The sequence below is a fragment of the Paenarthrobacter sp. NPDC092416 genome (assembly GCF_044755025.1).
GTDB lineage: Bacteria > Actinomycetota > Actinomycetes > Actinomycetales > Micrococcaceae > Arthrobacter.
The window spans coordinates 117,096-130,342 of the sequence record NZ_JBIVQG010000006.1 but is presented as its reverse complement, the minus strand read 5'-3'; the positions used below and the strand labels follow the sequence as shown (position 1 = coordinate 130,342).

The 13,247-nt window shown below is 61.1% G+C and carries 14 protein-coding genes; 9 read left to right on the top strand and 5 right to left on the bottom strand.

Going from position 1 to position 13,247, the window contains the following annotated elements; translation table 11 throughout:
• Nucleotides 1-44 precede the first annotated feature (44 nt).
• The 3 genes from ACIQC5_RS13075 to ACIQC5_RS13065 all read left to right on the top strand — a co-directional run bounded on the left by ACIQC5_RS13075 (nucleotide 45) and on the right by ACIQC5_RS13065 (nucleotide 1,534).
• Complete coding sequence (locus ACIQC5_RS13075; RefSeq protein ID WP_400282764.1) at nucleotides 45-467, top strand: hypothetical protein; 423 nt, start codon at nucleotides 45-47, stop codon at nucleotides 465-467.
• A gap of 281 nt (nucleotides 468-748) precedes the next feature.
• Nucleotides 749-1,021, top strand: a complete 273-nt coding sequence (locus tag ACIQC5_RS13070) for a hypothetical protein (protein WP_400282761.1) — start codon at nucleotides 749-751, stop codon at nucleotides 1,019-1,021.
• A 180-nt stretch (nucleotides 1,022-1,201) separates the two neighbouring features.
• On the top strand, nucleotides 1,202-1,534 hold the full coding sequence (locus ACIQC5_RS13065; protein WP_400282758.1) for a hypothetical protein: 333 nt from the start codon (nucleotides 1,202-1,204) through the stop codon (nucleotides 1,532-1,534).
• Between the two features lie 439 nt (nucleotides 1,535-1,973).
• Here ACIQC5_RS13065 and ACIQC5_RS13060 read toward each other — a convergent pair whose 3' ends face one another.
• The 3 genes from ACIQC5_RS13060 to ACIQC5_RS13050 form a co-directional block, all read right to left on the bottom strand.
• The gene (locus ACIQC5_RS13060; protein ID WP_400282756.1) at nucleotides 1,974-2,318 is read right to left on the bottom strand and encodes a hypothetical protein; all 345 of its coding nucleotides are present in this window, start codon (nucleotides 2,316-2,318) and stop codon (nucleotides 1,974-1,976) included.
• Between the two features lie 170 nt (nucleotides 2,319-2,488).
• Complete coding sequence (locus ACIQC5_RS13055) at nucleotides 2,489-2,872, bottom strand: DUF1304 family protein (RefSeq protein WP_400282753.1); 384 nt, start codon at nucleotides 2,870-2,872, stop codon at nucleotides 2,489-2,491.
• A 97-nt stretch (nucleotides 2,873-2,969) separates the two neighbouring features.
• Complete coding sequence (locus ACIQC5_RS13050; RefSeq protein ID WP_400282750.1) at nucleotides 2,970-3,863, bottom strand: LysR substrate-binding domain-containing protein; 894 nt, start codon at nucleotides 3,861-3,863, stop codon at nucleotides 2,970-2,972.
• Nucleotides 3,864-3,979: 116 nt separating this feature from the next.
• Here ACIQC5_RS13050 and ACIQC5_RS13045 point away from each other — a divergent pair, with 116 nt between their 5' ends.
• From ACIQC5_RS13045 to ACIQC5_RS13020, 6 genes are all read left to right on the top strand, one after another.
• Complete coding sequence (locus ACIQC5_RS13045) at nucleotides 3,980-4,744, top strand: enoyl-CoA hydratase/isomerase family protein (protein ID WP_400282747.1); 765 nt, start codon at nucleotides 3,980-3,982, stop codon at nucleotides 4,742-4,744.
• A 31-nt stretch (nucleotides 4,745-4,775) separates the two neighbouring features.
• Nucleotides 4,776-6,371, top strand: coding sequence for an acyl-CoA synthetase (locus tag ACIQC5_RS13040; RefSeq protein WP_400282745.1), 1,596 nt, complete (start codon nucleotides 4,776-4,778; stop codon nucleotides 6,369-6,371).
• Nucleotides 6,368-7,690: an MFS transporter gene (locus ACIQC5_RS13035; protein WP_400282742.1), complete on the top strand. Its 1,323-nt coding sequence runs from the start codon at nucleotides 6,368-6,370 to the stop codon at nucleotides 7,688-7,690. Before ACIQC5_RS13040 ends, ACIQC5_RS13035 begins: the two co-directional genes overlap by 4 nt.
• Before the next feature lie 211 nt (nucleotides 7,691-7,901).
• Nucleotides 7,902-8,441, top strand: coding sequence for a hypothetical protein (locus ACIQC5_RS13030; protein ID WP_400282739.1), 540 nt, complete (start codon nucleotides 7,902-7,904; stop codon nucleotides 8,439-8,441).
• A gap of 217 nt (nucleotides 8,442-8,658) precedes the next feature.
• Nucleotides 8,659-9,474, top strand: a complete 816-nt coding sequence (gene mpaM / locus ACIQC5_RS13025) for a daptide-type RiPP biosynthesis methyltransferase (protein ID WP_400282736.1) — start codon at nucleotides 8,659-8,661, stop codon at nucleotides 9,472-9,474.
• 82 nt (nucleotides 9,475-9,556) lie between these two features.
• Nucleotides 9,557-10,156 (top strand): NUDIX hydrolase, encoded by a 600-nt coding sequence (locus ACIQC5_RS13020; protein WP_400282733.1) that lies wholly within the window; start codon nucleotides 9,557-9,559, stop codon nucleotides 10,154-10,156.
• A 12-nt stretch (nucleotides 10,157-10,168) separates the two neighbouring features.
• On the opposite strand, the gene ggt is transcribed toward ACIQC5_RS13020, so the two are convergent.
• Complete coding sequence (gene ggt / locus ACIQC5_RS13015) at nucleotides 10,169-12,010, bottom strand: gamma-glutamyltransferase (RefSeq protein ID WP_400282730.1); 1,842 nt, start codon at nucleotides 12,008-12,010, stop codon at nucleotides 10,169-10,171.
• Between the two features lie 130 nt (nucleotides 12,011-12,140).
• Nucleotides 12,141-13,121 carry a LacI family DNA-binding transcriptional regulator gene (locus tag ACIQC5_RS13010; RefSeq protein ID WP_400282727.1) on the bottom strand — a complete coding sequence of 327 codons (981 nt, stop codon included), beginning with the start codon at nucleotides 13,119-13,121 and terminating at the stop codon, nucleotides 12,141-12,143.
• Nucleotides 13,122-13,247: the final 126 nt, after the last annotated feature.

The following is a 13,247-nucleotide window of genomic DNA, read 5'->3' as shown; positions in this document are numbered from 1 at the left end:
AGTATGAGCCGGATTCAACAGGGATTGCCGAAGCGGGGAAGGCTATGCGGAAAGCGCGTGTGGCGGCCGTGCTGACCTGGATCTACGCTGCAGCGTTCGGGATTCCAGCGATCCCAGTCAGCATCCATCTCCTCCAAAACGGGTACCTGCCTATGTTCATGGACCTGTTCCCGATGTACGCGGGTCCATGGGATGGCCTGCAAAGCTGGGCCTTCGTGACGCTGCTCATGGTGTTCCTCGTCGTAGTCCTGGCAGCGTCGTGGGCGGCTTGGCTGGCATGGAGGGGGCGTAGGTCCGGGCTGGTTCTTGGGTTGGCCCTTCTCCCTGTGGAAGCGGTGTTCTGGTTGGGTTTCGACCTACCGTTTCCTTGGTTGTTCGGAGTGGCCCGCGGCTTGCTGTACGCCCTCGCCTTGGTGTCCCTGCGTCAACGTCCGGAGGAGTGGTTGGCTGGCGGCCTGAGGAGCTAAGAGAGACGCCGCCACGACGAGGCATATGTAACTCCTGGGGCGTCGTTCTATGCAGCCCCGCGCGCACCTGCGTGGTTCAAACTCACAGCCACACACTTGATAAGCAGAATAGATTTCTACATCGATCGCCTGCGCGGGCATGAAGTTCCCTGCAGCGCGGTCTACTCAAGCGATCCGGGCACAGTCCTACTCGACGCGGAATGATCGTTGCTGCTCTGAAGTCATATGGGGAAGAATCCGCCGCCGAATGGGCCCGATCCGCTCCAAGGGACGCACTTCAAATGACTTTGACCGGTGCATCTTGGATTCTGTATTACGGGCCGACCCAACCCAGCGGCGCAAGCATGCTTATCGACAAAGCAATCGCCCTGGCCGGGGTTTGCATACACGAAGAGCATCCCCGCGAACTGGCCAGGAAGCGTCGCGACCTCAAAGTCTGGAGCGAGATCGCAGCGGAAGACTCGCCCACAGCAAATGAAGTGTTGCAAGGTTTGCCCAACTACGACGCGGTCAGTGAAGAAGCAAGGGACTTCTGGGCTGGGAAATCCAGCTAGCGCCATGGTCCCAGTGTTACGTCTGCGGCCGTCCCGGTGAGGGACCGGCGTACGGGCGGGGTCCATTCCGAAAACCTCTGGCCATGGCACCCTTATCATGAGCGTGCGTAACCAGAAGGCACGTGCGAGAAACGACGGATGTGATGAACCAGTATGAGCAATCGAGATTCGAGGCAATTCATGCGCGAGCTGATTGCCGATCATCCGAATCTCCGGCCGAGCTATGAGGAGCATCTGGAGGATAACGACGGGGAGCTTCTGCCGCACTTGCTGATCGCCGATATTTGCAGATGGGTAGTGGCGGAGCAGGCTTCCAACCCCCTTCGGGTTCTGCAACTTTTGTCGTGGTTGGAGGTTCACTTCGCGGGTCTGGGACATGTGATGGACGACGTTGACAACGTCATCGCAGTCTCGTTCATCGAACACCTCCCTTTGCCCTCGGAGCTAGGAGCTGGCGTTGTTCTTCTCCTTGGACCGAAGATGAAAGCGCAGTACGAACAGTTTTTCTCGTAGCCACGGGAAACGATCGGCTTACGGCCGGTCGGATCGAGGCTTTGGCAGCATTGGGCAGGACGTAGAAAGACCGCGCTAGAATCGCAGGTCTTATTCATACACTCTGGCCGCGAGTAGCATCTGGGCGATGAGTCGCCACGAAGGGACGTCGGGAATTGGCTCCCCAAGATTGGCGAAGTAGCCATCCATGTCACGTGTCCAAGCTGACAACGCCTGCAGGAAGCTTTCGAGGTCGCTATTCTCCCAATTTGCAGGATCTTGACTCAGCGACTGCCTGAATTGATCGATGAAGTCAGCCAAGTCATTACGACTCAAATTTGGGTGTAGTTTCATTCCGGATGGCATGTCTAATGCAAGCACACGCCGTCCGCGTTCTCGGAAACAGATGCACGCAAGGATGTCCGGAGGAGGATCCCCTTATGGGTCCAGTGTCGGTGACTTAACGGGCAACAAACCGACCTTGCCCGTGACGCGTTTTGGGATCAATTGGGTAGCCAAGCTCCTCAAGGAAATCAAGTACCTCGTTGGGATGGTAAGTCCAGAATGTCCACCAGGTTCCGTCCGTGCGGAGGAAGCCTAAACCGTAAGATGTATCGAGGCCCCTCATCGTCCGGTATACGAGCCTGACCTCACTCCGTTCCAGCCTCCATGGGCCGAAAAACCTGCCCAATCCACGCCGCGCCCGGAACTCCAGCCGCTCCTTTGTCGGGACGAGAAGGATCCACGGGGTACCGACCCGGAACTTTCCCGGGAGAGCAAGCCCTCCCCTGAATTCCTTCTGCATCCGAGCCCTTCCAATCCCGCTAGGTTGCCTCTATCAACCCACACTAGGGGTGACGGCTGGATTCCGCTCGCGCTCTGATAACCGTGTACGCAAGTGGATCCCCTTACGGGCGCCGCTGTTAACGCAAAGCAACGAAAAATACCGCTACAAGGATCCGGCCGGCACCCCTTCTACCGAAAGAGAATGTAGAAGACGATCGTTAGTCCGGGAAAGAGCGCCTGGCCGATGGCGCTGACCAGAAGGCGCTTCTCCGTTACCCACAGCCAGAAACCAAGGAAGACGTGGCAGGCGCAGCAGAAGATCACTATCGCCGACCCACTGGCCGGAGTGCCAGAGAAGTTCACCAGCCACAGACCTACGGCTATTCCAAACCCAAAGGTGATGTTGTAGGCGCCAACGTTCATCGCCCACATCCGCACTGCACGCACGTCTTCCGGCCTGATCAGGAAGATCCGGTGGAAACGTTGATCGCCATGGAAGAAGATCTCCAGGATGCCAACGCTGATCAGCGCGAGGCCGGTGGATCCCGCGAGTATCTGGCTCAGCAAATTCATGCCGTGCTCCTAGCCAATCCTGCAGTGTCGCTTCTCTGCGTGCAGGTTACGCTTCAGGCGCGAAGACCTTCAAGGGGTGGACTGCAAACGCGGTCAGCTACCCATGCCCGCCCGCACTCAACCCCGCCCCCACGGCCGCAACAAACGCATCCGTTTCCGCTGACCTCCGGCTCTTCAACCACAGTGCCGACGTCCGCCAAGCCAACGGGTCACCAACCAGCGGCCGCCACACAATTCCAGCGGGAAGAGGCGTCCACGGCTCCTCATTGAAGTGCACACCCCGGCCGGCCAGGATCAGTCCGTGTGTGAAGTGCTGGTTCCGTGCGTGGACAATGGCGGCCGGCAGATACCCGGCGTCGCGGCACGTGTGCAGGAACGAGTCGTACAACGTAGGAGCCATGTGGCGCGGGAAGATGATCAACGGATTCCCGGCCAGATCGCCGAGCCGCACAGACGACAAAGCAGCCAGTGGATGCGAAGCATTCAGCACCACACCCAGCGCCCGCGAATACAGGGATCCCGACGCGAAACCCACGCTGCTCAAAGGGTGACGCACCACCGCAACGTCCAGTTCGCCGTCGCGCAATCGCTCAACCTGCTCTACGGTGGTGAGCTCGTGCAGGTTCAACAGAACGTCAGGGGCAAGCGAGCTAAACGAAGACACCATCGTGGACAACGCAACTGGATTCGTGTCCGGCGGCACCGCCACCTGCAGGATGCCCGAAGCGCCCGGGCGGATCCGCCGCATCGACTCCTGCGCCATGGCCACATGATCCAGAACCCCGCGCGCGTGCTCCAGAAGCAGAGCCCCGGCTTCGGACAGCTCGACGCCGGTGCGTCGCCGATGGAACAACTGCACCCCGAGTTCTTTCTCCAGGTCCTTGATTCGCTGGGAAAGTGGCGGCTGGGCCATGTGGAGACGCTGCGCCGCACGACCGAAATGAAGCTCCTCGGAGAGCACCACAAAGTACTTGAGATGGTGGAGGTCCATCTGCGCACCATATCAGTTTGGTATCAAGGCGAGTAGATATTGATGTTAGACGGGTCACATTTGCCGATGGTCTGATGGGAATCAAGAAGCCCCACCAAGCCAAAGGAAACTCCCCAATGTCCCAGGACGTCCTCTTCGAACAGACCGGCCCCACCGCCATCATCACCCTCAACCGCCCGGACAAGCTCAACGCGTGGACCGAGGCCATGCGCAGTGAACTCATCAGCCACTTGGAAGGCCTCAAGGGCAACAACGACGTCCGGACCGTCATCCTCACAGGCAGCGGCCGCGCGTTCTGCGCCGGACAGGACCTGGCCGAGACTGCGTCCATGAATCCTGAGGATCACGAGTCCGCCGAGGCTTGGATTGACGGTTTCGACCGCCTTTACCGCGCCGTCCGCAACCTCGACCAGATCACCATCGCCGCGGTTAACGGTGTCGCCGCCGGCTCCGGATTCCAGTACTCGCTCCTCGCGGACCTCCGCGTCGGCGACTCCAAAGTACGCATGGGCCAGCCCGAAGTCCTCTCCGGCATCCCCAGCATCACCGGCATCTGGGCAATGTGGAGCATCCTCGGCAAGTCCAAAACCTCCCAGTTCGTCCTCACCGGCGAACTGGTGGATGCTGCCGAGGCTCAGAGGCTTGGCCTCCTTAACTACGTAGCGGACGACGGCGGCGTGCTGGCTTACGCCAAGGACCTCGCCGCCCGCTTGAGCCTCCTTCCCCCGGGCGCGGTCCGCCTGACCAAGAACCGCCTGCGCAGCCTGGAAGATGACGACCTCGCGGACGCCATGGCAGAAGCCAAGCGCGTCCACCGCGAGGCCTACGGCACCGGCGAACCACAGCGCGAGATGGCCCGTTTCCTCGCCGGCCGCCGCTGAGCCGCGAAGCAACAGAAGCAGGAGGCAAACCATGACAACCACAGCAACCCAAGACGTCTACACCGAACTACAAAACAACCACCGCTGGGAGGTTCCCGAGCACTACAACATGGCCGTCGACGTCGCCGACCGGCACCCAAGGGACAAACGTGCGCTCATCCTGGAGTCCGCCGTCGAAGGTCAACGGGAGGTGAGCTGGGGCGAAATCCAGGACCGATCCCGGCAGATCGCAGCCACACTGAAGGCCGCCGGCATCAAGAAGGGCGACCGTGTCGCAGTCCTGCTGCCGCAGCGTGCCGACACCCCGGCCGCCTATCTGGGCGTGCTGCGGACCGGCGCAATTCTGGTCACCATGTCGCTACTTTGGGCCGCAGAGCCCATCCGCTTCCGGCTGCAGGACAGCGGCGCGTCGGTGATCATCGCCGAGGATTCCGCGAAGCACCTCTTCGAGGACTACGACGGAACGTTCATCGACATCGACAGCGCGGCCATCGCGGCAGCACCAAAGGAATTCCAGAACGTCGAAACCAAAGCCGACGACCCCGCCCTTATCTTCTACACCTCGGGAACCACCGGCCGGGCCAAGGGAATCGTCCACGCACACCGGACCCTGCTCGGCCACAACGAGTTCGAGTACTGCCACCAGATCGGCGACGGTGATGTGTTCTATGGCGCGGGGGACTGGGCGTGGTCGCTCGCGAAACTCATGGGCCCGCTACGGCTTGGCGCAACGCACTTGGTCTTCCGACCCAGCGGCGGCTTCGATCCCGTAGCCCTGCTGGACAGCATGAGCCGCCATGGGGTCACCAGCGCGCTGGTCAATCCGACGTTCCTGCGCAAGATGCGCGAAGACGTGCCCAACGCCGGTGCGCGCTTCCCGCTGTCGCTGCGGACGGCTTGTTCGTCCAATGAGCCGCTGACGCCGGACCTGATCACGTGGTTCGAGGCGCAGTACGGAGTGACGCTGCTCGATTACTACGGTTCCACGGAGTCGTACCCGCTGCTGGGCAACTACCCGGACGTGCCGGTGAAGCCCGGCTCCATGGGCCGCCCACTTCCTGGTTGGGAAGTCCGACTGCTGAACGAAAACGAGCAGGAAGTCCCCGTCGGGGAGACCGGTGAGATCTGTCTCCGAGCGCGCTCCAACCCGCAATTTCCCTTGGGATACTGGAACATGCCGGAGGCGTCCGCCACCGCATTCGGGGGCGGCTGGTACCACACCAAGGACCAGGCCTACGCGGACGATGACGGCTACTTCTGGTTCCTGGGGAGGACCGACGACGTCATCAAAACGTCAGGTTACCGAGTGGGACCCTATGAGCTGGAGGCCGTGATTCGCGAACTCGATCCCGTGCGGGACGTGTCAGTCACCGGCGTGCCCGACGAGCTCCGGGGCCAGTCCATCAAGGCCTGGATCGAACTGATGCCGGGTCACGCAGGGGGAGCGGACCTGAGCGAAACCATCGTGGCTCACGTGAAGGAGAATTTCTCCCGCTTCGCGTACCCGCGATTCATTGAATATGTCTCCGAGCTGCCGAAGTCAGCCACCGGAAAAGTCCAGCGGGCCCAGCTCCGCGAACTCCCACACGTTGTAGCCTCTCCCCGCCTCGAAGGACAACAATCATGAATACGATGACCGAGAAAGTCGCTGAAACCGAGTCTTCCCCCCGGCGTAGCCTGAAACGCGTCGCCGCGGCAGCCGCCGTCGGAAATTTTGTCGAATGGTTCGACTCCGCGGCTTATGCGGTCATGTCTGTCACCATCGCGAAGCTCTTCTTCCCGGACTACTCCACGACGGCGTCACTCCTGGCCGTGTGGGCGATCTTCGCCGGCGGCTTCATCGCCAGGCCGCTCGGGGCGGCCTTCTTTGGACGCTACGGTGACCGGATTGGCCGGAACAAGATGCTCGGGCTGTGCGTGCTGATCATGAGCGCCGCCACGTTCTGCATCGGTATTCTGCCGACGTTCGCGGTGATCGGAGTTTGGGCGCCCATCCTGTTGTTCGTGTTCCGCGCGGTCCAAGGGTTCACGACAGGCGGCGAGTACACGGGGTCGTCGGCGTTCATCGTTGAGTACGCGCCGGAAGGAAAGCGGGCGACGTACGCGAGCATCATCCCCGCCACCGTTGGTTTGGCCTCGGTTGCGGGTGCCCTGTTGGGTGCGGCGATTACGTCCACGTTGAGCACAGCAGATCTTCAGGCTTGGGGCTGGCGGATTCCTTTCCTGCTGGCCGCGCCCCTCGGTTTGATCGGGCTCTACATCCGTTCCAAGGTGGACGACACTCCCGTATTCCGCGGCCTCGAGAAGAAGGGTGAGGTCGCCAAGAAGCCACTGGGCGACGCCATTCGTCTCTGCGCGCGGCAGATCTTTACTCTCTTTGGTTACAGCATCACCAACGCCATCGCTTACTACTTGATGAGCAGCTACATGATCGCCTACATGACCTCGAGCCTTCACTACTCAAGCACTGAATCGATGATCACGAGCGTAGTCACGATGCTGGTGTACACGGCAGTTTGTCCTGTGGCTGCTCGGGCGAGCGACCGCTTTGGCCGCAAGCGAATGCTGATGGTGGCGTGCATTGGCTTTGTGGTCATGACCATCCCGGCTTTCTCCATCATGCCGCTGGGTCTCGGCTTCGCGATCCTGGGCACCAGCATCCTGGGTGCTTTGGTGGCCGTGATCGGAACGTCCAACGTGCCGGCATTGGTAGAGATGTTCCCTTCATCGGTTCGTGCTTCCGGGTCTGCGATCGGTTACACGTTGGCCTACGTGTTGTTCGGTGGGACGGCTCCGTTCGTGGCGACCGGATTGGTGGCTGGCTTTGGGACGCCGTTGGCTCCGGCGTTCTACCTGATGGGCATGGCCGTGGTCTCCGCGGTAGTGGTGGTCCTGTTCTTCCGTGAGACCAAGGACCTGTCGCTTTCTCGGACGACGGTTCTGTAGGACTCGTTTTCAGGCACGCCCCGGCCGCCCAGTCTGGTGACTGGGCGGCCGGGGCGCCCCCCGCCCAGGACCGGTCCGACGCAGAACGGACGATCCATGAATGAGGACCGCGGCGGTGGTGAACGCGGATTCTTCGATACGCCGTGAAGACAAACATCAGAACTTATCAAATCGATGGATAAATTAGCTGCGAATCCCGTAGGCTCCCTGGATGGGGAAAATTTCACACAGGTCGTTCGTGCTGCTCTCGCTGTCCATCGCTGTTGCCATGGGTGTGGCCAGCTGCGCCATTCCTGGGACGGTCGCAGCAACACCATCAGTAAGTCCAGGTTCCTCGTCGCCCACACCAACCCAGGTATGCCGCTTAGTGGAAGGAATGCCGCAAGTGACGGAGGACTGTGTGGTGGTGGATCCTGAAGCGGCCATGGCTGCGAACGAGCTCTACCGCCAGCGGAGAGTGGTGACCCCGGGAATTCAGGAGCATCTCGAATCCTACGTTGCGCCGGCACGTGAAGCCCTCGAATCCCTGAACGGAGCGGCCACGGCGGAGTCAGTGGTGCAAGCCTTTGGCTCCGTTGGGCTGTTGGACGATGCGGTTCAGACGGACGACAATGGGAACGGCGTGCGTTTCGGAGCTGCATCACCACAAGGTGGATGCCTCTTTGGATACGTGGCCCTCGACGGCACGGTCGAAATTTCCACCGGCGGAAGCATCATGGACGGCGGCTGCTTGGAGATGATCGGCCACTAAAGGTGTGAGCGCCCAATGCCTGGCGTCTTCTGGAACAACCACCTAGACCTGCTCCACATCACCACCTAGATGGCACTCAATTGCCCCTGATTTGGGCTGATTCACCACCTAGATTGCCCTTTTTCGCCCTGTGACACTGCAACGCGCCCATAGTGTTTTTCTCAAGCACGAGTCCCGATCAAACATGGGGCCGCTTCAGAGAAACGGGCACGAGCTGATGAATTTCGCACCTGACAAGTCTGTCGACGCCATTCTGCGGGCCTTGGGCCACATCGATCCACCCGAGGACCTGTTGAAAGTTCCAGGGTCCCGTCTCTACGACCGGATCACAGCCAACGACCTGACTGAACTCCCCGAGATCATGTCTGCGGCGCGCAAGACGAACGGTCCCATCCTCGAATTGGCTGCGGGCTCAGGCCGGATTACGGGTTCGCTCCTTACCCTCGGACGCCCACTGACCGCCGTCGACTCTTCACCGGAAATGCTCGCAAGGCTAAAGGACAGTATCGGCACGAAAGCCTTCAATCCCCGCGCGGTTCCGGTGGAACTGGTCGAGGCCGACCTGCCCCGATTCGAGGTCGACGGCGAGTTCGGTTGCGTCGTGCTCGGCGCCAGTTCCATCACGCTGCTGGACCCCCGGAGCAGGCGGGAGCTGTTCCGTCGCGTGCACAACTGCCTGGCATCGGCTGGCCGTTTCCTTATGTCAGTAGTGAATGCAGACGACCAAGGATCACAAGATGTCGACGGCGGCACAACAGTTTCGGCGCTGGGGGACGACGCGTTCCTGATCACCGTAGAGGGCCGTGATCCCGTCAACGGGGCTCGGCACGTGACCATGACCCACGTGGGCTTCAACGAAGGGGGCACGTTCCGAACTTCCGCCTCCTCGCATGACATCGACTTCGTCAATAGCGGCCTCATCGAGGAAGAGATATTGGGCCAGGGCTTGACGATCCTGGAACGCCAGCCGGTTCGAGTTAACACGCGGACCCCCGGCCTGGGCGGCGTCGAGCTGTGGGTGTGCGGAAAATGACCAGTTCCGGAATCATCATCGTGCCAGCGTCGTTGGTTCTGGTGTGGAGATTCTGCCGGGAACTCAAGACCAACCGCCAAGAGTGAACAATTCGGACGAATTGTGGCGAAAACTCTGGACTACGCGTGCGTACAAAGGTTTTGTCACCATCAACCAGGACACCTACCTGGAAGCTGACGGCTCAGTTTCAACCTGGGACGTCATTGCCAGCCCGGACTCCGCTGCGGTTCTCGCCTTCACGGAGGGCGGAACCGATGTGGTGCTGTTTGAGCAGTTCCGCGTCGGGCCAGGGAAGACATTGCTGGAACTGCCCGGGGGCTACGTGAACGAGAATGAAACTCCGGTAAATGCGGCCCAACGCGAGCTGGCCGAGGAAACCGGCTATGAATCGTCGGCTATCTACTACGCAGGATCCGAATGGTGGTCCGCGAATTCCTCAAGGCGAAAACATGTGGTCATCGCAGCGGAAGCCCGCCCCGGCAGCAACCCCTTGTGGGACGCGTCCGAGGCGGGCTTCGTTCGGCTATTGCCAAGTGACGAGCTGATGGACTTCCTGTTGAGCGGTGAACTGACAGACGCGGGACTCGCATGCCGCGGGCTCATGAAATTCGCGGCCGCCGCCCAAGAAGACCCTGCCTTGGACAAGCTGCAGGCGACAGTCCGAGGCCTGTTTCCTAGCTAATACGTACGTCAATCACGGCCCGCTGCTTGGCTTCACCACCATCGCCGAGCCGCCGCCACGTCTGGTTGGCTCTGCCGCGGCCGTGAGCTTGCCGCCGTCGCCAAACTCAATTGCCGTCGCAGCGCCAATTTCCGCCGCCGACGTAAACGCATCGCCGGCCGGAACCAGATCGTGCCCCAAGGACTCCAGCGCGGGACCGTATGCATCAATGAAGGCAGGCTCTGAGCTGACCGTGGGACCGTTCCTGGGTGCAGCACGCGGCGCGGCAAGAGCCTCGGAAATGGTCATCCCCAGATCTACCCGGTTCAGGATGGTCTGGAGCACTGTGGTGATGATGGTCGATCCGCCGGGGGAGCCAAGCGCCAAGAACGGTTCGCCATCTTCAAGAATGATGGTTGGCGACATTGAGGACCTCGGGCGTTTCCCCGGTTGGATCCTGTTGGGATCGGTGGCGCTGTAGACCGTGGAGAAGTCAGTCAACTCGTTGTTGAGCAGGAAGCCACGGCCCGGGACGACGATTCCAGATCCACCTGTTTGCTCAATGGTCAGTGTGTACTCCACCACGTTGCCCCACTTGTCGGCGACCGTCAGGTTGGTGGTGGAGATATTCTCCGTATCTGTTTCATCGGCGAGCGGTGCAGCGGCGGCCGGGCACGCGCCGTCGTACGTTGTGATGTCCCCGGGGGCGACCGGTTTCGGAGCCGCCACTGCAGGATCGATCGCGCAAGCGCGTTCCTTGCCGAAGACCGGGTCCGTCAGGACCTCCGTGGGAACGTTGACGAACGCGGGATCGCCTACGTACGCACCACGGTCCGCGAAGGCCAAGGAGCTGGCCTCGAAGTAGTGATGCAGGGCGTCCACCGGCTGCATGTCGCCGAGATCGAAGGTTTCCAAGATGTTCAGGGACTCGCCAACTGTGGTGCCGCCGCTGCTGGACGGCGCCATGCCATAGACGTCGTAACCCCGGTACTCCACATGCGTCGGATCCTGGTCGAGTGCCTTGTACCCGGCGAGATCGTCCGTTGTCATGAAGCCGACCGGGACGGGAAGGTCCGTATCGCCCGACTTTGGTGGCGCCTTGACCGTGGCTACGATCTCTTCTGCCAACGGGCCGGTGTAGAAAGCGCTGGTACCCTGCTTCGCGAGCAAGCGGTACGTTTCCGCGAGCTCGGGGTTCTTGAAGACACTTCCGACGGCGGGAGCGTCGCCACCGGGGAGGAACAGGTCCTGCGTGGAGGTGAAGGTGTTGAAGCGAAGCTTGTTATCCAGGGTCTGGTTTCGGAAGGTCGGATCCACAACAAAGCCGCGGGTGGCCACCTTGATGGCGGGCTTGAGCGCATCACCCAAGTCCAGCGTTCCCCAACGCTCAAGTGCGCGTTCCCACGTGGCCGGTGTGCCGGGGACGCCGACGGAGACGCCGCTGGTTGGCAGTTCGGGTCGCTTGGTCGTGAAGAGATAGGGCTTGCCGGTGGCGGGATCGATGAACGCATCGTTCGGCATGGCCGCAGGCGCTGTCTCGCGGCCATCGATGGTGCTGACTTCCTTGGTGTTGGCGTCGTAGAAAACGAAGTAGCCGCCGCCTCCGATGCCGGCGCTATACGGTTCGGTGACGCCGAGGGTGGCGGCCGCAGCGACAGCTGCGTCGGCGGCGTTGCCTCCCTTGCGGAGCACTTCGATCGCAGCCGCTGAAGCCTCCGGATCCACAGTGCTGACGGCTCCGCCGTACCCTGTGGCCGTGGGTGTCTTATCGGTCTCTCGCGGGTCTGCGAAGGCAGGGCTGGCAACGGCCCCGCTGGTCACGCTCATGGCCAGAACTGCCGTGAGGGCAGCCAAATGACGTCTCACACGTGGCATGGTAACTCCCAGATTGAGTGATGTGAGTTGACGGTTCGGTCACCCTACCCCGGGGGTATAAAGAGGTTCAACGGTTGTTTTTGACGCCACGAGCTGCCATGCGGCTCAGCTTCCGGGCGAGTCCGGCCTGTTATGCGCGGGACGATTTGCGAACGATCAGCTCGAAATCGAAGAGTTCGGTCACGGTAGTTCCGTCACCGGTCCCGTCCACCAGGATGTCAACGGCACGGTTCGCAATGAGTTGTGTCGGTTGCCGAATGGAGGATAGGGGAGGCACAGAGAATTCGGAGGCAGCAGTGCCATCAACACCGATCACCGCAAGTTCGTCCGGAACTTTGAGGCCAAGCGTGTAGGCGGCGAACAGGACGCCATGCGCCTGTTCGTCCGTTGTTGCGTATATGGACCGGGGTGCATCGGCGGCGCGGAGCCACTCCAAAGCAACTTCGGCCGCTCCGGCCCTGGATATCGGCGATGCCCGCCTGGAGATTGTCACAGACGTTCCCGAAACGGCTCGTGCGAAACCGGTGGCATGCTGCCTGGTGCCGACGGAGTCGAGGGGCCCGTTCAGCAGACCGATGCTCTGGTAGCCCTCTTCCAACAAATGACGGGTGGCCACGTACGCTGCCTCCTCATAATCGATGGTCAGGGAGGACGCATGCTGCCCGGCGGAGAGCGGGTGGAGCGCCACGACGGGAAGGCCGGCAACATTGATCGGCTTAAGATCGGGCTCGTCCAGGAGCGAGACAAGGATGATGGAGTCCACTTTCCTTTCGATGAAGGATTCCATCAGGCGGCGTTCCTGCTCCTCCACGGTTGCGGAGTCGCCAATCAGCAGTAGATGGCCGCGCTCGGCCGCCGCAATTTCAACGGCCCGGGCAAGTTCGGCGAAGAACGGGTTGGCGATGTCCGGAACGATCAAGCCGATGGACCTCGTCTTACCGGCACTCAGCGCCCGCGCCAAGGCGTTTGGCTTGTAGTCCAGTTCCTTGGCAGCCCTGAGTACGCGTTCCCGCGCATCTGCGGAAACTGCCCGGGGGCCGTTGTTGAACACATAGCTCACAACAGCGTTGGACGTTCCGGCCAGTTTTGCCACGTCTCTGGCTGTCGGCATTGGCTTCTCCTGATGTGTTGGCGGTCTAACCGGGTAGATGCGTTGATCATACCGGCTTGGCCCTGCTGGTTGAACTGTTGGGAAATCTCTTGTCAAAGCCTTTTCCCACGAGTAGTCTAACCGGTT

Bases quoted from the DNA above. Each gene is read 5' to 3' on its own strand.
- ACIQC5_RS13065 (WP_400282758.1), top strand. From the start codon at position 1,202: ATGCGCGAGCTGATTGCCGATCATCCGAATCTCCGGCCGAGCTATGAG.
- ACIQC5_RS13070 (WP_400282761.1), top strand. From the start codon at position 749: ATGACTTTGACCGGTGCATCTTGGATTCTGTATTACGGGCCGACCCAA.
- ACIQC5_RS13050 (WP_400282750.1), bottom strand. From the start codon at position 3,863: ATGGACCTCCACCATCTCAAGTACTTTGTGGTGCTCTCCGAGGAGCTT.
- ACIQC5_RS13060 (WP_400282756.1), bottom strand. From the start codon at position 2,318: ATGCAGAAGGAATTCAGGGGAGGGCTTGCTCTCCCGGGAAAGTTCCGG.
- mpaM (WP_400282736.1), top strand. From the start codon at position 8,659: ATGAATTTCGCACCTGACAAGTCTGTCGACGCCATTCTGCGGGCCTTG.
- ACIQC5_RS13045 (WP_400282747.1), top strand. From the start codon at position 3,980: ATGTCCCAGGACGTCCTCTTCGAACAGACCGGCCCCACCGCCATCATC.
- ACIQC5_RS13035 (WP_400282742.1), top strand. From the start codon at position 6,368: ATGAATACGATGACCGAGAAAGTCGCTGAAACCGAGTCTTCCCCCCGG.
- ACIQC5_RS13010 (WP_400282727.1), bottom strand. From the start codon at position 13,121: ATGCCGACAGCCAGAGACGTGGCAAAACTGGCCGGAACGTCCAACGCT.
- ACIQC5_RS13030 (WP_400282739.1), top strand. From the start codon at position 7,902: ATGGGGAAAATTTCACACAGGTCGTTCGTGCTGCTCTCGCTGTCCATC.
- ACIQC5_RS13055 (WP_400282753.1), bottom strand. From the start codon at position 2,872: ATGAATTTGCTGAGCCAGATACTCGCGGGATCCACCGGCCTCGCGCTG.
- ggt (WP_400282730.1), bottom strand. From the start codon at position 12,010: ATGCCACGTGTGAGACGTCATTTGGCTGCCCTCACGGCAGTTCTGGCC.
- ACIQC5_RS13075 (WP_400282764.1), top strand. From the start codon at position 45: ATGCGGAAAGCGCGTGTGGCGGCCGTGCTGACCTGGATCTACGCTGCA.
- ACIQC5_RS13040 (WP_400282745.1), top strand. From the start codon at position 4,776: ATGACAACCACAGCAACCCAAGACGTCTACACCGAACTACAAAACAAC.